The 18,135-nt window shown below is 66.3% G+C and carries 17 protein-coding genes; 12 read left to right on the forward strand and 5 right to left on the reverse strand.

The window, feature by feature from the left end; translation table 11 throughout:
- The gene (locus ACAM58_RS14435; RefSeq protein WP_012748095.1) at window positions 1-1,173 is read right to left on the reverse strand and encodes an FAD-binding oxidoreductase; all 1,173 of its coding nucleotides are present in this window, start codon (window positions 1,171-1,173) and stop codon (window positions 1-3) included.
- An 87-nt stretch (window positions 1,174-1,260) separates the two neighbouring features.
- Here ACAM58_RS14435 and ACAM58_RS14440 point away from each other — a divergent pair, with 87 nt between their 5' ends.
- The 4 genes from ACAM58_RS14440 (at window position 1,261) to ACAM58_RS14455 (ending at window position 4,163) form a co-directional block, all read left to right on the forward strand.
- Window positions 1,261-2,154, forward strand: a complete 894-nt coding sequence (locus ACAM58_RS14440) for a LysR substrate-binding domain-containing protein (protein ID WP_012748096.1) — start codon at window positions 1,261-1,263, stop codon at window positions 2,152-2,154.
- Window positions 2,155-2,373: 219 nt separating this feature from the next.
- On the forward strand, window positions 2,374-3,045 hold the full coding sequence (locus ACAM58_RS14445) for an N-acetylmuramoyl-L-alanine amidase (RefSeq protein WP_369663061.1): 672 nt from the start codon (window positions 2,374-2,376) through the stop codon (window positions 3,043-3,045).
- Window positions 3,042-3,605, forward strand: coding sequence for a hypothetical protein (locus ACAM58_RS14450; protein WP_027730552.1), 564 nt, complete (start codon window positions 3,042-3,044; stop codon window positions 3,603-3,605). Before ACAM58_RS14445 ends, ACAM58_RS14450 begins: the two co-directional genes overlap by 4 nt.
- A gap of 99 nt (window positions 3,606-3,704) precedes the next feature.
- Window positions 3,705-4,163 (forward strand): GNAT family N-acetyltransferase, encoded by a 459-nt coding sequence (locus tag ACAM58_RS14455; RefSeq protein WP_012748099.1) that lies wholly within the window; start codon window positions 3,705-3,707, stop codon window positions 4,161-4,163.
- A 22-nt stretch (window positions 4,164-4,185) separates the two neighbouring features.
- Here ACAM58_RS14455 and ACAM58_RS14460 read toward each other — a convergent pair whose 3' ends face one another.
- Entirely contained in the window at window positions 4,186-4,638 is a 453-nt protein-coding gene (locus tag ACAM58_RS14460; RefSeq protein WP_369663062.1) for a MerR family DNA-binding protein, read from the reverse strand.
- Between the two features lie 245 nt (window positions 4,639-4,883).
- Between ACAM58_RS14460 and ACAM58_RS14465 the strand changes: the two genes are divergently transcribed.
- From ACAM58_RS14465 to ACAM58_RS14500, 8 genes are all read left to right on the forward strand, one after another.
- On the forward strand, window positions 4,884-5,849 hold the full coding sequence (locus ACAM58_RS14465) for a MurR/RpiR family transcriptional regulator (protein ID WP_012748101.1): 966 nt from the start codon (window positions 4,884-4,886) through the stop codon (window positions 5,847-5,849).
- Window positions 5,846-6,808, forward strand: coding sequence for an isoaspartyl peptidase/L-asparaginase family protein (locus tag ACAM58_RS14470; protein ID WP_369663063.1), 963 nt, complete (start codon window positions 5,846-5,848; stop codon window positions 6,806-6,808). Before ACAM58_RS14465 ends, ACAM58_RS14470 begins: the two co-directional genes overlap by 4 nt.
- A gap of 25 nt (window positions 6,809-6,833) precedes the next feature.
- Window positions 6,834-8,711 (forward strand): dipeptide ABC transporter ATP-binding protein, encoded by a 1,878-nt coding sequence (locus ACAM58_RS14475; protein ID WP_012748103.1) that lies wholly within the window; start codon window positions 6,834-6,836, stop codon window positions 8,709-8,711.
- 70 nt (window positions 8,712-8,781) lie between these two features.
- Window positions 8,782-10,332, forward strand: coding sequence for a glutathione ABC transporter substrate-binding protein GsiB (gene gsiB, locus ACAM58_RS14480; RefSeq protein WP_369663064.1), 1,551 nt, complete (start codon window positions 8,782-8,784; stop codon window positions 10,330-10,332).
- Between the two features lie 137 nt (window positions 10,333-10,469).
- Complete coding sequence (gsiC, locus tag ACAM58_RS14485) at window positions 10,470-11,390, forward strand: glutathione ABC transporter permease GsiC (RefSeq protein ID WP_012748105.1); 921 nt, start codon at window positions 10,470-10,472, stop codon at window positions 11,388-11,390.
- A 10-nt stretch (window positions 11,391-11,400) separates the two neighbouring features.
- A complete protein-coding gene (gene gsiD / locus ACAM58_RS14490) occupies window positions 11,401-12,321 on the forward strand; it encodes a glutathione ABC transporter permease GsiD (RefSeq protein WP_012748106.1) in 921 nt (306 codons plus the stop codon).
- 12 nt (window positions 12,322-12,333) lie between these two features.
- Window positions 12,334-13,386, forward strand: coding sequence for a P1 family peptidase (locus tag ACAM58_RS14495; RefSeq protein ID WP_012748107.1), 1,053 nt, complete (start codon window positions 12,334-12,336; stop codon window positions 13,384-13,386).
- A gap of 18 nt (window positions 13,387-13,404) precedes the next feature.
- Window positions 13,405-14,226 carry a M55 family metallopeptidase gene (locus tag ACAM58_RS14500; protein WP_012748108.1) on the forward strand — a complete coding sequence of 274 codons (822 nt, stop codon included), beginning with the start codon at window positions 13,405-13,407 and terminating at the stop codon, window positions 14,224-14,226.
- Window positions 14,227-14,834: 608 nt separating this feature from the next.
- On the opposite strand, the gene ACAM58_RS14505 is transcribed toward ACAM58_RS14500, so the two are convergent.
- From ACAM58_RS14505 to ACAM58_RS14515, 3 genes are all read right to left on the reverse strand, one after another.
- Window positions 14,835-16,349 (reverse strand): tripartite tricarboxylate transporter permease, encoded by a 1,515-nt coding sequence (locus tag ACAM58_RS14505; RefSeq protein ID WP_012748109.1) that lies wholly within the window; start codon window positions 16,347-16,349, stop codon window positions 14,835-14,837.
- Window position 16,350: 1 nt separating this feature from the next.
- Window positions 16,351-16,887: a tripartite tricarboxylate transporter TctB family protein gene (locus ACAM58_RS14510; RefSeq protein ID WP_012748110.1), complete on the reverse strand. Its 537-nt coding sequence runs from the start codon at window positions 16,885-16,887 to the stop codon at window positions 16,351-16,353.
- A gap of 179 nt (window positions 16,888-17,066) precedes the next feature.
- Entirely contained in the window at window positions 17,067-18,026 is a 960-nt protein-coding gene (locus tag ACAM58_RS14515) for a tripartite tricarboxylate transporter substrate binding protein (RefSeq protein WP_012748111.1), read from the reverse strand.
- Window positions 18,027-18,135: the final 109 nt, after the last annotated feature.

The following is an 18,135-nucleotide window of genomic DNA, read 5'->3' on the forward strand; positions in this document are numbered from 1 at the left end:
CTAGATCACGTTCTTCTCGACGAGCGGCCGGTTCTCCAGAATCCGCGCGAACGACACCGGCGACAGGTCGAGGCTGCGGTATTTGCCATAACGGATGAGTTCCGCCACGCCGCGCCCCGCCGCCGGGCACTGCTGGAGCCCGTGCCCGGAAAAGCCGTTGGCAAAGAACAGGTTGTCGCAGTCCGGATGCAGGCCCAGGATCGCGTTGTGGTCGAACAGGTTCATCTCGTAGTAGCCGGCCCACGCGCCGGTCATGCGGATGGCCTCGAAGGCGGGCACGCGGCGCGCCAATGCGGGCCAGATGAAATCGTCGAAGACGCGGTAGTCGACTTCGAGCGGTGCGTCGTCGCGGTCGCGGTCCTGGGGCGGCGCAAAGCCGCAGATGAAGCGCCGGCCTTCGGGGCGCAGCCAGATGCCCGAGGTGTCGATCACCAGCGGGCAGCCCGGCAGGGTCTCGGGGCACGAAAAGCTGAACACCATGCGGCGGCGCGCGCGCACCGGCAGATCGATGCCGGCCCAGCCCGCCACCCTCGCGGCCCAGGCGCCGGCGGCATTGACCACCACGTCGGCCTCCAGCACGTTGCCGATGTCCAGTTCCACGCCCGCCACCACGCGGCCGCTGCGCTTCAATCCCGTGGCCTGCGACTGCACATAGCGCGCCCCCTGCGAAATGGCTTTCTTGCGAAAGGCCTGCAACAGGCTGTAGCCGTCGTACCAGCCCTCGCCCGAAAGGCCCAGCGAGGCCAGCGCAATGCCCTCGGCCGACATCCATGGAAAGCGCGCCTGCAGCGCGTCGGGCGCCAGCAGGACCACATCGACGCCGTGCGCCTTCTGCACCGCGTGGTTCTCGCGCAGCACCTCGACGCCCTCCGGCGGCGTCAGGTACAGGTAGCCCGGCTCGACCAGGCCGATGTCGGGCACGTTGTCGCCGACGCGCAGGTTTTCGCCCAGCTGGCGGAAGAAGTCGATGCCGTAGAGCGACATCTCGATGTTGATGGCGCTCGAGAACTGCTGCCGGATCGAACTGGCCGACAAGGCCGACGAGGCCTGCGTGTAAGAAAAATCGCGCTCGACCACGGTGACGTCGAACGGCTCCTCCTGCGGATCCCGGTTGAGAAAATAGGCGATGGCGGAGCCGATGGCACCGCCGCCGATGATCACCACACGACGCATGAAATTCCTTTCTTGCTGTTCGCCGACAGATCCAATCCGCGCGAGCCGCCGCAAAAAACCGCGAGCCCGGCACGCAGAATAGCAACGATGAGAAAAGACATTCCCAACCTGGGTGCCTTGCAGGCCTTCGAGGCCTCGGCGCGCCTGGGGAGCTTCACCCGCGCGGCGGCCGAACTCGCGCTCACGCAAAGCGCGGTCGGGCGGCAGGTGGCCACGCTCGAGCAGCGGCTGGGCGTGGCGCTGTTCTCGCGCGTGCGGCGGCGCCTCACGCTCACCGACACCGGGCGCGAGTACGCGGCGCGCATCCGCCGCCACCTCGACCAGATCCGGCGCGACACGCAGGAGATCAGCGCCGGCCACGACATGGGCTTCGTGCTCGAAGTGGCCGTGGTGCCCACCTTCGCCACGCAATGGCTGATCCCGCGGCTGCCCGATTTCAGCCGGCGGCACCCCAACATCACCGTCAATCTCTCGGCGCGCTCGCAGCCCTTCTCGTTCCAGGAGAACGCCTACGACGCGGCCATCTATTTCGGCGACCAGTTCTGGCCCGGCACCCAGGGCGGGCTGATCTTTTCCGAAGGCCAGATGGTGCCGGTCTGCAGCCCCGCCTTCCGCGATGCCAACGGGCCGTGGGACGAATCGGCCTTCGAGCGCTGCCGCCACGTGCACCTGGGCACGCGCGCCCATGCCTGGCGCGACTGGTATGCGCAGCAGGGCTGGGACTACACGGTGCACGCCTCGCGCGGGCCGCGCTACGAGCTCTTCACCATGGTGACCGCCGCCGCGGCCGCCGGCATGGGCGTGGGCCTCGCGCCGCGCATCCTGATCGAGCGCGAGCTGCGCACCGGCGAGCTCGTGATCCCGATCGACCGGCACCTGGAGGTGCGCCAGGGCTACTACTTCGCCTACCCCGAGGGCCGGCCGGCCTCCGGGGCGCTGGAGCACTTCGAGCGCTGGGTGCTTGGGCTCGCGCCGTCCTAGACGGGATTGGGATTGCGCTCGAGGAATCCCTGCTGGTGCCAGTACTCCGCGCTGTCGAACATGTTGATGCGGACCAGGAGTAGTTAACAAAGCCTTCACTGAATCCCCTTCGAAGGCCTGTAGCATGTGCCGCGAGATGGCGATCTGTGCGGCGTCTGCTCCTGCAAGAAAAGCCTCTCAAGAGAAAACGACAACTAATAAATTTTCAGGAGGAACCGCATGCTTGTCGAAATTGCCGCAAACGGAATGATTAGTCACGCGCGAGTCAGAAATGCTCGCAGCCCCGAAATCGAACGAGGCAGGCGAACCGGTGCAATCACAGGCATCGTCGTGCATCAGACCGATGCCGATACCTCGGCGTCTTCATTGAACAGCTACAAGCGCCCGAAGGCGAATGGCGCGCACTTTCTCATCGATACGGACGGAACCATCTATCAGACCGCGGCAATCTATCAGCGCACGAATCACGTCGGACCGCTGAAGGCGAGATGCCTGGCCGTAGGGGCCGCAATGCCGTGCAACCTGCGCGACTATGCGAATGCAGGAGTGGAAGGAATGCATCGCATTGAAATGCGCAAGCCGCCCAGTGATCGTTATCCGAGCAACATGGAGGCCATCGGGATAGAGATGGTTGGCAGGGCAGCGCTGCCGGTAGGCTTCAAGCCAATTAGTGAACCAGCAAAGTGGACGCTCGAAAGACAACGAGGTGAGTTCGGCATATTCGCTACCCCGACTGCGGCTCAAAATCTATCTCTCTCCTGGCTTGTCAAGGCGCTTGAAGATTCCATGCAGATTCCTTCGAGTGAAATCTTTCGTCATCCCGTGGTCAGCAGAAAGAATCCAACGGAAGCGCGAGGCGCAAACTGGAGTCTTCCCGTACCAACGCCATGAACAAGACCCATATTCTCGCGACCGTGGCGGCGCTGATCTTGGCCTCACTCGCATCTCCAGCGCAGGCAGCCGACAAGCGCTATCCCCTCGCATATGTGCAGAAAGTGGAGATCACAGAACCTTCAGGCCGAACTGCCTGGGAAGACAAGGACGTCCTTGACTGCGACGATGTCGTGCTGACAGAAGAGGATGTCCGCTATGCCTTGCAACACATGCGCAGGGTTTCATGGAAGGCCTACGACCCCGAAAACACCGACACCACGGGGTGTAAAGGGAGCGTGCTCGTTACCTTCCAGAACGGGAAGGTCCTCGCCATGGGCGTTGAGCCCACGGGGCGGATCAGCACCCAAGAGTACGACGCAAAGATGAAGCTCGCGGCCAGTCCACCGGGCTTCTACGATTGCGCTCCTTGCGGCGAACGCAAGATGGCACTCCTGAAGGACGCGCTGTATCGCGCGCACGAGCGAGCGCTGAGGAAACTGGCAGCTGAAGGGAAATTTCCGCCTGACGAGGTAGAGCGCCGGTTGAAGTGGTTCCGGGAAAGCCGCGAAAAGCCCTGACGCGCCCACCACCGCAAAACTTTCCCAAACCTGCTTCTGCGGGTTTTCTTTTGGCCCCCGGGCCACCATAAGATTCCGTGAACCAATGAAGTCGTCCGCATGAACATTGCCCTCGAACGCCCCGGCCAACCCGACGTCATCCAGCTCATCAATGACCTCGATGCGTACCAGAAGCCGCTGTACCCGCCCGAGAGCCACTACGGCATCGACATTGCAGCGCTGTCGGCGGCCCACGTGCTCTTTGCGGTCGCGCGCGACGAGGCCGGCACGGCCATCGGCTGCGGCGCCCTGGTCATGAACCCCGGCTACGGCGAACTCAAGCGCATGTACGTGCGCCCACAGAGCCGCGGGCAAGGCGTGGCCGCGAAGGTGCTGGGCTTTCTCGAAGCCGAAGCAGCGGCATGCGGATGCGCCGTGTTCCGTCTGGAGACGGGCGTGCACCAGCCCGAGGCGCTCGCGTTCTATGCGCGCGCGGGCTATGCGCGGCGCGAGCGCTTCGGCGACTATCCCGACGATCCGCTGAGCGTGTTCATGCAGAAGGAGAAAGCGGCGGCATAACCCGCTGCGCGGGCCGGCCGGCTCACCGCGCCTCGCAGCCGGCGAACCCCTCAAGCCCGGCCAGCTCATCCAGGATCGGGCATTCCGGGCGCTCGTCGCCTTCGCAGCAATGGGCCAGGCGCTCCAGCAGGCGCTGCATGTGCGCCAGCTCCTCGATCCGCTGCGCGAGGTCGTCGGCCCGCTCGAGCGCGACGCGCTTCACATCGAAGCTCGCGCGATGTCCGTCGCGCCACAAGGCGTGCAGCTCGACGACCTCCGGTGTTTCGAAACCCAGCGCGTGCGCCCTTCGCACGAAGCGCAGCGTCGGCACGGCGCGTTCGTCATAGCGGCAGCCATCGCCGTCGGTACGCGCCATGCCGTCGAGCAGTCCGAGCGACTCGCAGTCGCGCAGCAGTTGCGCAGATGCGCCGGACCGCGCAACAACCTCGGCAAGAGACAAGCGTGCCCCAGCAGCCGGTACCGTGGGATGTTCCATGGAGTTCTCCTTCCAGAGCCAACAAAGAACAAAGTCTCGGCCTTCACACCATGGGAGAGTCAAGAAGCCGCATGGTGGGCTTCCAAGATGAAGTCAGGGTAATCCCTTGGTTTCACGCCAAAACCCCTCGTTCCTGGCCCGCTACTTGCGATATCGTTCGAAAATGACAGAAAATTTTCTTATTTGACATATATTTGTAAATTCATTTTCATTGCGCGCACCCTTCGAGGTGCATCGCCCGCCCCATGAGCACCAACGTCGACACCAATGGCACCACCGTGGCCCAGCGCATTGCGCAGGCGCTGCCGCGGCTGACGCGTTCGCACCGCCAGGTGGCCGACTTCGTGCTGGAACACCCGCTGCAGGTCGCCACGCTGCCGATCGACGAGCTCGCGGCCGCGGTCGGCGTGTCGGTGGCCACGGCCAACCGCTTTGCACGGGCGCTGGATTTCGACGGCTACGCCACCTTCCGCGCCGAGCTCGTGCGCGGCTTCGAATCGCTGGTGGCGCCGGTGGAGCGGCTGCGCGGCAACCTGGAACATCCGACCACGGTGGCCGAGGTGTTTGCCACCGCGCTCGACGAGAGCCGGCGCAACATCGAGGCCACGCGCCAGTCGCTCGACTACGCCGCCTGCGACGCCGCGGTGCAGCGCGTCCTGAAGGCGCGCTCGATCTACATCGGCGGCTTTGGCGCCAGCGCCTGGCTCGCGGGGCTGCTGCAGCACGGGCTGGACGGCAGCTGCAACGACGTGCGGATGCTGTCCAGCGTCAGCGGCGTCACGCATGCGGCGCGCACGCTCACGCACGCCGGCCCGCAGGACCTGTTCATCGGCCTGACCTTTCCGCGCTACCTCACCGACACGGTGGCGCTGGCGCAGATCGCCAAGGGCCAGGGCTGCGCCGTGCTGGCGCTGACCGACCGTCCGAGTTCGCCGCTCGCCCCGCTGGCCGACGTGGCGCTCTATTGCCAGACCGAAACCAGCTATCGGCCGAACTGCGAAACCAGCGTGCTGGCACTGATCGAGGCATTGACCAGCGCGGTGGCGCTGCGTGCGCCGCGCGCGGTGCAGTCCGCGAGCCGCATCCTGCAGGCGGTGCGGCCCTGGCTGCATGGCGCGCAGGGCCTGCCGCGGGCGGAAGTCTCCTCGGCACTGCCCGCCGGCGCGGCACCGGCCGGGGCCGCCAGGAAAAAGAAGAAAGCCTCCTCATGAAGAACAACAGCATCACGCCCGTCATCGCCATCCACGGCGGTGCCGGCACCATCAGCGCCGCCACCACCAGCGCGGCGCAGGCGCAGGCCTACCACGACGCCTTGCGCAAGATCGTGCAGGCCGCGCAGGCGCAGTTGCTCAAGGGCGCATCCGCGCTCGACGCGACCTGCCTCGCGGTCGAACTGCTCGAAGAGTGCCCGCTCTTCAACGCGGGCCACGGCGCAGTGTTCACGCACGAGGAAACCCATGAACTCGACGCCGCCGTGATGGACGGCGCCACGCTCGCGGCCGGCGCCATTGCCGGCGTCTGCCACGTGCGCCACCCGGTGCGCGCCGCGCGTGCCGTGCTGGAAGACGGCGCGCACGTGCTGCTGGCCGGCGCGGGCGCCGAAGCCTTCGCGCGCGAGCACGGCCTCGAAATGGTCGAGCCCTTCTTCTTCTCCACCGAGGCGCGGCGCCAGCAGCTCTACCGCGTGCGCGACACCGGCCGCGTGGTGACGGACCACGAAGGCGCGGCCATGACGCCGCCGCTCGACGAGGACAAGAAATTCGGCACCGTGGGCGCGGTCGCGCTCGACATGCACGGCCACCTGGCCGCGGCCACCTCGACCGGCGGCATGACCAACAAGCGCGTCGGCCGCATCGGCGATTCGCCGCTGATCGGCGCCGGCACCTATGCCGACGACCGCACCGCCGCCGTGTCCTGCACCGGCAGCGGCGAAATGTTCATCCGCGTCGCCGCCGCCTACGACATCTGCGCCCGCATGGCCTATGGCAGCGCCACGCTCGAAGCCGCCACGCACGCCGTGGTGCACCAGTCGCTGCCCGCCATCGGCGGCACCGGCGGGCTGATCGCCATCGACCGCCACGGCAACCTGAGCCTCGCCTTCAACACCGAAGGCATGTACCGCGGCCACGCGCGCGGCGACGAGGCACCCGCAACAGCCATCTTCGCCTGACACGCACACGTTTTTTTCTCGCACCATGTCCTCCCCTTCCCTCGCCCTGCCAGACGGCCGCGTTCTCGCCGTCGACGATCTCACCGTGCGCTTCTCGACCTCCGAGCGCACGGTCGATGCGGTCAAGAACCTTTCCTTCCACGTCGACCATGGCGAAACGCTCGCGGTGGTCGGCGAGTCGGGCTCGGGCAAGTCGGTGACCTCGCTCGCGCTGATGCGGCTGGTGGAACACGGCGGCGGACGCATCCTGGGCGGACGCATGGCGTTTCGCCGCCGCAATGGCGAAGTGCTCGACCTCGCACAGGCGCGCGACACCGAGATGCGCAACATCCGCGGCGCCGACATCGCGATGATCTTCCAGGAGCCGATGACCTCGCTCAACCCGGTGTTCACTGCCGGCGAGCAGATTGCCGAGGCCATCCGCATCCACCAGGGCAAGAACAACGCGGCCGCGCGCGCCGAGGCCCTGCGCATGCTGGAGCTGGTGCGCATTCCCGAAGCGCGCAACGTGCTCGACCGCTTTCCGCACCAGCTCTCGGGCGGCATGCGCCAGCGCGTGATGATCGCGATGGCGCTCTCGTGCAAGCCGCAGCTGCTGATTGCCGACGAACCCACCACCGCGCTCGACGTGACCATCCAGGCGCAGATCCTCCAGCTCATCCGCGAGCTGCAGAAGGAGATGCGCATGGGCGTGCTCTTCATCACGCACGACATGGGCGTGGTGGCCGAGATTGCCGACCGCGTGCTCGTGATGTACCGCGGCGACAAGGTCGAAGCGGGCAGTTCCGATACGGTGTTCGCATCGCCGCAGCACCCCTACACCAAGGCGCTGCTGTCGGCCGTGCCCAAGCTCGGCGCGATGCAGGGCACCGACCTGCCCGCCAAGTTCGAGCTGCTGCGCACCGAGGGCACGCCCGAGACGGTGCCGTCCACCCACACCACGCCGCAGACCACCGTGCGCGAGGGCGCGGGCCCGATCCTGCGCGTGCGCGACCTCGTCACGCGCTTCGAGGTGCGCAGCGGCCTGTTCGGCCGCGTGAAGCGCCGCGTGCATGCGGTGGAAAAGATCAGCTTCGACCTCTACCCCGGCGAGACGCTGGCGCTGGTCGGCGAATCGGGCTGCGGCAAGTCGACCACGGGCCGCTCGCTGCTGCGCCTGGTCGAGAGCCAGAGCGGCGCGATCGAGTTCGGCGGCCAGAACATCCGCGAGCTGCCCACGCGCGAGCTGCAGGCGCTGCGCCGCAACATCCAGTTCATCTTCCAGGACCCGTTCGCCTCGCTCGATCCGCGCGTGACGGTCGGCTTCTCGATCATGGAGCCGCTGCTCATCCACAACATCGCCAAGGGCGCCGAGGCGCAGCAGCGCGTCGACTGGCTGCTGCAGAAGGTCGGCCTGCCGCCCGAGGTGGCGCAGCGCTATCCGCACGAGTTCTCGGGTGGGCAGCGCCAGCGCATCGCGATCGCACGCGCGCTCGCGCTCAACCCCAAGGTGGTGGTGGCGGACGAATCGGTGTCGGCGCTGGACGTGTCGATCCAGGCGCAGATCGTCAACCTCATGCTCGACCTGCAGCGCGAGCTGGGCGTGGCCTTTCTCTTCATCTCGCACGACATGGCGGTGGTGGAACGCATCAGCCACCGCGTGGCCGTGATGTACCTCGGCCAGATCGTCGAGATCGGCCCGCGCCGCGCCGTGTTCGAAGCGCCGCAGCACGCCTACACCCGCAAGCTGATGGCCGCGGTTCCGGTGGCCGACCCGTCGCGCCGCCACAAGCCGCGCGCGCTGCTCGAAGGCGAGATCCCGAGCCCGATCCGCGCCGTGGGCGACGAGCCCGACGTGCCGCCGCTGGTGCAGGTGGCGCCCGGCCACTTCGTGGCACGGCATGCCATCGGCGGCGCCTTCTGAGCGACCGGCAGATTTTTTTCAACCCGCAGGCCCTCCTGCTTTTTTCTCGAACCGACTGGAGTTTCTTTCCATGAAGCAATCTTCTTCCTCCCTGCGATGGGCATCGGCACTGCTGGGCCTGGCCGCACTGGCTGCATCGGGCACGGCACTGGCCGCGAAAGACGTGGTGCTGTCGATCGGCTACCAGCCCGAAACGCTGGACCCGTACAACACCAACACCACCATCACCACGGCCGTGACCAAGACCTTCTATGAAGGCCTGTTCCAGTTCGACAAGGACCTGAAGGTGCAGAACGTGCTGGCCGAGAGCTACGACGTGTCGAAGGACGGCTTGGTCTACACCATCAAGCTGCGCAGCGGCGTCAAGTTCCACGACGGCACCGACTTCAACGCAGAGGCCGTGAAGTTCGTGCTCGACCGTGTGCTCAACCAGGACAACAAGCTGCTGCGCTACAACCAGTTCAACCGCGTGAGCAAGGTCGAGGCGCTGAACCCCACCACCGTGCGCATCACGCTCAAGGAGCCCTTCGGCCCCTTCATCAACTCGCTGGCCCATGCCTCGGCCGCGATGATCTCGCCCACCGCGCTCAAGAAATGGGGCAACAAGGACATCGCTTTCCACCCCGTGGGCACCGGCCCCTTCGAATTCGTCGAGTGGAAGCAGACCGAAGCCGTCAAGGCCAAGAAGTTCGACGGCTACTGGAAGAAGGGCTATCCGAAGATCGACACGGTCTCGTGGAAGCCGGTGCTCGAGAACAACACGCGCGCCGCGATGCTGCAGACCGGCGAAGCCGACTTCGCCTATCCCATTCCCTATGAGCAGGCCGACCTGCTGAAGAAGAGCGAGAAGCTCGAAGTGGTGGCGACGCCGTCGATCATCACGCGCTTCCTGGCATTCAACATGCTGCAGAAGCCCTACGACAACCCGAAGGTGCGCGAAGCCATCGGCTACGCCATCAACAAGGAAGCGCTGGCCAAGGTCGCGTTCGGCGGCTATGCCTTCCCCGCGCAAGGCATCGTGCCGCAGGGCGTCAAGTACGCCGAGAAGATGGCGCCCATTCCCTACGACCTGAAGAAGGCCAAGGAGCTGATGAAGGAAGCCGGCTACCCCGATGGCTTCGAGTCGGTGCTGTGGAGCGCCTACAACAACACGACCAGCCAGAAGACCATCCAGTTCGTGCAGCAGCAGCTCGCGCAGATCGGCATCAAGCTGCAGGTGCAGGCGCTCGAAGTGGGCCAGCGCACCGAGCAGGTGGATGCATGGCCCGATCCGAAGACGGCGAAGGTCCGCATGTACTACACGGGCTGGTCGTCGTCGACCGGTGAAGCCGACTGGGGCCTGCGCCCGCTGTTCGCCTCGGAAGCCTGGGCACCCAAGCTCAACAACATGTCGTTCTACAAGAGCGAGGTGGTGGACAACGCGCTGGCCAAGGCGCTGGTGACGGTCGACGAAAAGGAACGCACCGCGCTCTACAAGACCGCGCAGGAAGAGATCCGCAAGGACCTGCCGCGCGTGCCGATGGTCACGGAGCAGAACCTGTCGGCGCATGCCAAGCGCTTGTCGGGTGTGTTCGTGATGCCTGACGGCAACATCAACATCGACGCCATCGCGGTCAATTGACCACCCCCGAAGCGGCTCACTTCGTGTAGCCGCCTCCCCCTCAAGGGGGCGACACCTGCGGCCCGGCGGAGCCGGTTCCGCGGTGTCTCCCGACTAGGGCCTCAAAAGGCCCCGAGAGGCCTGATCGCCTATATGCCATGCTGAATTACTTCCTCAAACGACTGTTGGGCCTGATCCCCACGCTGCTCATCGTGGCCGTGCTGGTGTTCCTGTTCGTCCACATGCTGCCCGGCGATCCGGCGCGACTTGCCGCTGGCCAGGAGGCCGACGAGCAGACCGTGGCCATGGTCCGCGCGGAACTCGGGCTCGACAAGCCGCTGCCCCAGCAGTTCGTGAGCTTCTTCTCCCACATGCTGCAGGGCGACTTCGGCACTTCGATCCGCACGCGACGGCCGGTGTCGATGGAGATCGGCGAGCGCTTCTTCCCCACGGTGATGCTGACCATCACCAGCATGGTGTGGGCCGTGATCTTCGGCATGGGCATCGGCATTGTTTCTGCCGTGTTCCGCAACCAATGGCCCGACCGGCTCGGCATGACGCTGGCCGTGTCGGGCATCTCCTTTCCGGCATTTGCCCTCGGCATGCTGCTGATGCAGATCTTCTCGGTCCAGCTCGGCTGGCTGCCCACGGTGGGCGCGAGCAGCTGGAAGCACTACATCCTGCCCTCGATCACGCTGGGCGCCGCGGTGGCCGCGGTGATGGCGCGCTTCACGCGCGCTTCGTTCGTCGAAGTGATCCAGGAAGATTTCGTTCGCACCGCGCGTGCCAAGGGCGTGCGCGAGCGCACCGTCATCATCAAGCACTGCCTGCGCAATGCGCTGATCCCGGTGGTCACGATGATGGGGCTGCAGTTCGGCTTTCTGCTGGGCGGCTCGATCCTGGTCGAGGCGGTCTTCAACTGGCCGGGCCTCGGGCGCCTGCTGGTCGACGCCGTGCAGATGCGCGACTACCCCGTGATCCAGACGCTGGTGCTGCTGTTCTCGCTCGAATTCATCCTGATCAACCTCGTGGTGGACGTGCTGTACGGCTACATCAACCCGACCATCCGCTACAAGTGAGGCAGCCGACATGACGCAAGCCACCGGCGTGACTGCCGAATCGATCACTCCGCCCGTCGTGGCGGTTCAAACTGCGGGCAAGGTCCGCACGCCCTGGGGCGAATGCTGGCGCCGCTTCAAGAAGCAGCCCGTGGGCATCGTTGCGGCGCTGTTCGTGCTGCTGCTGGTGTTCGTCGCGGTGTTCGCGCCGTGGATCGTGCCCTTCGACGCGGAGAACTTCTTCGACTACGACATGCTGAACACGGGGCCTTCGGCCACGCACTGGTTCGGCGTCGATCCGCTGGGCCGCGACATCTTCAGCCGCATCCTGATGGGAGCTCGCATTTCGCTGATGGCGGGTTTTCTCTCGGTGCTGGTGGGCGGCTTCGTCGGCACGGCCTTCGGCCTGCTCGCGGGCTACTACGAAGGCTGGTGGGACCGCATCGTGATGCGCATCTCCGACGTGCTCTTTGCCTTCCCCGGCATTCTTCTGGCGCTCGGCGTGGTCGCCATTCTCGGCAGCAGCATGACCAACGTGGTGGTGGCGGTGTCGGTGTTCAGCGTGCCGGCCTTCGCGCGGCTGGTGCGCGGCAACACGCTGGTGCTCAAGCAGCAGACCTACATCGAGGCCGAGCGCAGCATCGGCGCCTCGGACTGGACCATCATCGTGCGGCACATCCTGCCGGGCACCATCTCGTCGATCGTCGTGTATTTTTCGATGCGCGTGGGCACCTCGATCATCACGGCCGCCAGCCTCTCGTTCCTGGGCATGGGCGCGCAGCCGCCCACGCCCGAATGGGGCGCCATGCTCAGCGAAGCCCGCGCCGACATGGTGACCTCGCCGCACGTGGCGCTGTTCCCGAGCCTGGCCATCTTCTTCACCGTGCTGGCGTTCAACCTGCTGGGCGATGCACTGCGCGACGCGCTCGATCCGAAAATCGACCGCGAATAACCCATTCATTCGATGCCAGCGAACTCCCTGCCCTACATCGGCACCCTGCTGCAAGGCGCGCGCAACGCCATCACCGACGTCGAAGGCGTCACGGTCGGCCACCAGACGCTCGATGACGGCAGCGTGCAGACCGGCGTGACGGTGATCCGACCGCATGCGGGCGATCCGTTCCGCGACAAGGTACCGGCCGCCGCCGTGGTGCTCAACGGCTTCGGCAAGAGCGTGGGGCTGGTGCAGCTCGCCGAGCTCGGCGTGCTGGAGACGCCGATTGCGCTGACCAACACGTTTTCGGTCGGCACGGTGGCCACGGCGCAGATCCGCCATTGCATAGCGGCCAACCCCGAGAGCGGCCGGTCGCTGCCGACGGTGAATCCGCTGGTCTTCGAGTGCAACGACGGTTTTCTCAACGACATCCAGCGGCTGGCCGTGACCGAGGCGGACTACCTGCGCGCGCTCGAGAGCGCCGGCCCCGACTTCGCGCAGGGCTCGGTCGGCGCGGGGCGCGGCATGTCGAGCTTCCAGCTCAAGGGCGGCATCGGCAGCGCCTCGCGGCGCGTCTCGGCGCCCGCGGGCGAATTGCACACCGTGGGCACGCTGGTGCTCGCGAACTACGGGCGCCAGCCGCAGCTGGTGCTGGCCGGGCATCCGGTCGGCGAGCGGCTGGCCGCGCACGGCACGCGCGAATCCAGGGAGCCCGAGAAGGGCTCGATCATCATCGTCGTCGCCACCGATGCACCGCTCGATGCGCGCCAGCTGCGCCGCCTCGCGCTGCGTGCGGGCGCGGGGCTGGCGCGCACCGGCTCGGTCTTCGGCCATGGCAGCGGCGACATCGTGCTGGCCTTCTCGACCGCCTACACCGTGCCCGACCGCGTCGATCGCCCGATGCCGGCCATCGCGATGGTGCACGACGGGTTGCTCGACGGCCTCTTCCAGGCCGCGGCCGACAGCACGGAGCAGGCGATCCTGCACGCGCTCTGGCGCGCGACGGCCGTGACAGGCCGCGATGGCAATCACCGGGCAGCGCTGTCGGAACTGCTGCCGCCCTCTTCCCTTTCTTCTCTTTAGCGCAACCGCATTCCTCCCATGAAAGTCCTGATCTCCACCGACATCGAAGGCGTTGCGGGCGTCTACCACCACGAGCAGGCGCGGCCCGGCAACCCCGAGTACGAACGCGCCCGCCTGCTGATGGCGCACGAGGCCAGCGCAGCCGTTGCCGGCGCCTTCGAGGCCGGCGCCACCGAGGTGCTGGTCAACGATTCGCACGGCGGCTTTCGCAACATGCCGCCCGACGTGCTCGATGCGCGCGCCCGCGTGGTGCAGGGCAAGCCGCGCTACCTGAGCATGGTGGCCGGCGTGGAGGAAGAAGGCGTGGACGCCGTCTGCATGGTGGGCTACCACTCGCGCGCGCAGGGACGCGGCATCCTCGCCCACACCATCAACAGCTTTGCCTTTGCCGGCATCCGGCTCGGCGAGCAGGAACTGGGCGAGGCCGGGCTCTACGGCGCACTGGCCGGCGAATATGGCGTGCCGGTGGTGATGGCCAGCGGGGACGACGTGTTCATCGCCGAGAACCGGGCGCTTTTTCCGCATGCGACCTTCGTGCAGACCAAGCGTGCCACGGGGTTCAACAGCGGGGTGTCGCTGTCACCCGAGCAGTCGCGCGACGCCATCCGGGCGGGTGTGGCCGAGGCGCTGGCTGCACGCGGTAATGCGAGGCCGCTGGTGTTCAAGGGTCCGCAGGTGGTCACACTGCGCACGCAGTCGCCGATGATGGCAGATCTGTTCTGCCAATGGCCGTCGTTCGAGCGCGTCGACGGTGTCACGTTGCGGTTTTCCGCCGAGACGGTGGAAGCGGCTGTGCGGATGCTGAACTGCTGTTCGGCGATGTCTTCTATGTTGCGTTGAGTTTTTTGGGTTCCAGGGCCGGGTCTCGCCCCGGCGGGCGACTCACTTTCTTTTGCTTCGCCAAAAGAAAGTAAGCAAAGAAAAGGCGACCCTACTGTCTGCGTCCCTCCGCTTCGCTGCGGGCAACCTGCGGTGCTCGATTCCGGCGGGGGTCCGCAGAACTCGCTCCACTGCGTTGCGCTCGGACAGCTGCGGCCCTGATCCCGCCTCCATCTGCGCTCCTCGGCGCATACAGAAGGGGTGGGAGCGGGCGGCCTTCGCTTCGCTCGGCCCCAATATCCAACAGCCAATACCAACAGCCAATTCCAACCACCGCGGCGCGCAGCGCCGCGGTGGCTTGGTGGCCGAGCGAAGCAAAGGCCTGTGTGGTTCCCAAGCCCCTCTGTATGCGCCGAGGAGCGCAGCGTTTCGCGGATCAGGGCCGCAGCTGTCCGAGCGAAGCGAGTTCTGCGGACCCCGCGAAACGCGAGCACCGCAGGTTGCCCGTAGCGCAGCGAAGGGTCGCAGACAGTGGGGTCGCCTTTTCTTTGCTTACTTTCTTTTGGCGAAGCAAAAGAAAGTAAGTCGCCCGCCGGGGCGAGACCCGGCCCCGGGAAAAAACAGCACCCTCAGGCCGCCAGCCTGGCCAACTTGCGCTCACTCATCCGCTTCGCAACCCGCGGCAACACCAGCACAGCCACAATGACAACCACCAGCGTGATCGACATCGGCCGCTGGAAGAACACCACGGCACTGCCCTCCCCGATGGACATCGCATTGCGCAGCTGCGCTTCGGCCAGCGGCCCGAGGATCATGCCCACCACCACGGGAGCGGTCGGAAAGTCGAAGCGCCGCATCGCCACGCCGAGCAGGCCGATGCCGTAGAGCAGGAACAGGTCGAATGCGCTCTGGCGCATGCCGTAGGCACCCACCGTCGCAAAGATCAGGATGCCGGCGTAGAGCTGCGGCTTGGGAATCTTCAGCAGCTTGACCCACAGGCCCACCATCGGCAGGTTCAGCACCAGCAGCATCACGTTGCCGATGTAAAGCGAGGCGATCAGCGCCCACACCAGCGCGGCCGAGGTGGTGAACAGCTGCGGCCCCGGCTGGATGCCGTAGTTCTGGAACGCACCCAGCAGGATGGCGGTGGTGTTCGACGTGGGAATACCGAGCGTGAGCAGCGGGATCAGCGCCGCGGTCACCGTGGCGTTGTTGGCCGCTTCGGGGCCGGCCACGCCTTCGATGGCGCCGGTGGTGCCGAACTCGGCCTTGGCGTCGGCATCCTTGGCCAGCTTCTTTTCCGTCGCATAGCTCAGGAAGGTCGGAATCTCGGTGCCGCCCGCGGGAATGCAGCCGAACGGCGTGCCGATGGCGGTGCCGCGCAGCCATGCCGGAATCGAGCGCTTCCAGTCGCGCTTGCTCATGTGCACGCGGGTCAGCTTGTTCTGGGCCTCGACCACCTTGCCCTCGTAGAGCACGGCGTACAGCACTTCGGCCACCGCGAACAGGCCCACGGCCACCAGCACAATCTCGATGCCGTCGAGCAGTTCGGGAATGCCGCCGGTGTAGCGGCCCTGGCCCGAGATCTGGTCGAGGCCGACGCAGCCGGCCGCCAGGCCGATGAACAGCGCCGTCATGCCGCGCAGCGTGCTCTTGCCGAGCACCGCGCTCACGGTGGTGAAGGCCAGCAGCATCAGCAGGAAGTACTCGGGCGGCCCGAGCTTCACGGCGAACTCGGCCACGAACGGCGCGAACAGCGTGACGATCACGGTGGCGATGGTGCCGGCCACGAAGGAGCCGATGGCGGCGGTGGCCAGCGCTGCGCCCGCCCTGCCGCTCTTGGCCATCTTGTTGCCTTCCATCGCCGTCACCATGCTGGCGGTTTCGCCGGGCGTGTTGAGCAGGATGGACGTGGTCGAGCCGCCGTACATGGCGCCGTAGTAGATGCCCGAGAAGAAGATCATCGAGGCCGTGATGTCGACCTTGCCGGTGATCGGCAGCAGCATGGCCACCGCCACGGCCGGGCCGATGCCCGGCAGCACGCCGACGGCCGTGCCCAGGGCGCAGCCCACCAGGCACCAGAGAAGATTGACGGGGGTGATCGCCGCGGCGAAACCCATCATGAGTGCGTTGAAAATGTCCATGTCAGATCCAGCCGGTGGTCGTGAGGCCCGGCAGGTTGATGGCCAGGAACTTGGTGAACATCCAGAACACGGGCGCCGAGATGAGCGCGCCGGTCACAAGGTCGATGGCCCAGGTGCGCGGCTGGTTGGCCGAGGGATGGCCGCTCGCGCGGCGCAGGCCCTGCACCGCCAGCACGTAGCACAGCGTGCAGCTCAGGATGAAGCCCAGCATGGTGATCAGCGCCGCATTGAGCAGCAGGCCGGCCGACACCCAGACGAAGCCCGGCCAGTAGGCATGCTCCGCGCCCGAGGGTGCGTCGAGCTCGCGAAAGCCGCCGGTGCGCGCTTCCCAGAGAATCCAGGCGCCGCACAGCGTGAGCACGCCCGACACCAGCCAGGGCAGGAAGTTGGGCCCGACGCCGCCATAGCCGGCCTCGGAAGAAATGCCGATGGCGCCGAAAGCCAGCGCCAAGCCGGTCAGCAGCACGCCGGCCCCGACCAATGTTTGCGGCCACGTGGCCGCAGCTTGCGGCGAGACCGAGGATTCTGGAGTTGTCATTTTTTGCTCCCGCAGTCAGGGAAAGGAACGGGGACTCGCTGAAAGCCCCCACTACTCGAAAGAGCCCCCATCCCCTGCCAGGAACACCGAGGAACCGGCTCCGCCGGGCCTCTGGTGTTGCCCCCGGTAGGGGGTTGGCGTAGCGACACGAAGTGCGCGAAGACTGGGGGCGAGCGAAATCAGATCATCCCGGACTTGGCCATGATCGCGCGCAGGCTCGCGAAGTCGTCGTCGACGAACTTGGCAAAGGCGTCGCCCGACAGCACGGCCGGCGTCCAGTCGTTCTTCTTGAGCGATTCGGCCCACGACGGGCTCTTGAGCGCGGCCAGCACCATGTCGGTCAGCGCCTTGCGCTGCTCGGCGCTGATGCCGGGGGCGCCATACACGCCGCGCCAGTTGCCAATCTCCACGTCGATGCCCTGCTCCTTGAGCGTGGGCACGTTGATGCCCGGCAGGCGCTGGGCCGAGGTGACCGCAATGGGCTTCATCTTGCCGGCGGCGATGTACTCGGCGAACTCGCTGTAGCCGCTGCCGCCGACGGTGACGTTGCCACCCAGGATGGCGGCCGTGGCTTCGCCGCCGCCGCGGAAGGCCACGTAGTTGATCTTGGACGGATCGGCGCCGACCTTCTGCGCGATCATGGCCGCGGCAATGTGCTCGGTGGAACCGCGCGAACCGCCGCCCCACTTGACGCTGCCCGGGTCCTTCTTGAGCTGCTCGACCACGTCCTTCATGGTCTTGAAGGGCGAATTGGCCGGCAGCACGAACACGTTGTATTCGGTGGTCAGGCGCGCAATTGGCGTGGCCTGCGAGAGGTTGACCGGCGGCTTGCCGGTGATGATGCCGCCGAGCATGACGGAGCCCATGACCATGAGCGCGTTCGGATCGCCCTTGGAGCCGTTCACGAACTGGGCCAGGCCCAGCGCGCCGGCGGCGCCGCCCTTGTTGTCGTAGGTGACCGTGTCGGCCTGCTTGGATTCGGTCATTGCCTTGCCCAGCGCGCGGCCCGTGGTATCCCAGCCGCCGCCCGGGTTGGCTGGAATCATCATCTTGACGTTGGCTGCGGCGCGTGCCGACAACGGCAGGGCTCCGGCGGCGGCCAGCGCGGCCAATGACTTCAAAAAGGTGTCGCGACGCATCGTTGTCTCCTGAGAACTAAAGAAAACCTGACTTGGACCTGAGCCGCTATCATGCGCCGCCCTGCTGTCAGTTGGCTGTCCACCGGACTGGGGAAAACACCGAAGTACC

The organism is Variovorax sp. V116 (assembly GCF_041154435.1).
In the GTDB taxonomy this organism is placed as follows: domain Bacteria; phylum Pseudomonadota; class Gammaproteobacteria; order Burkholderiales; family Burkholderiaceae_C; genus Variovorax; species Variovorax paradoxus.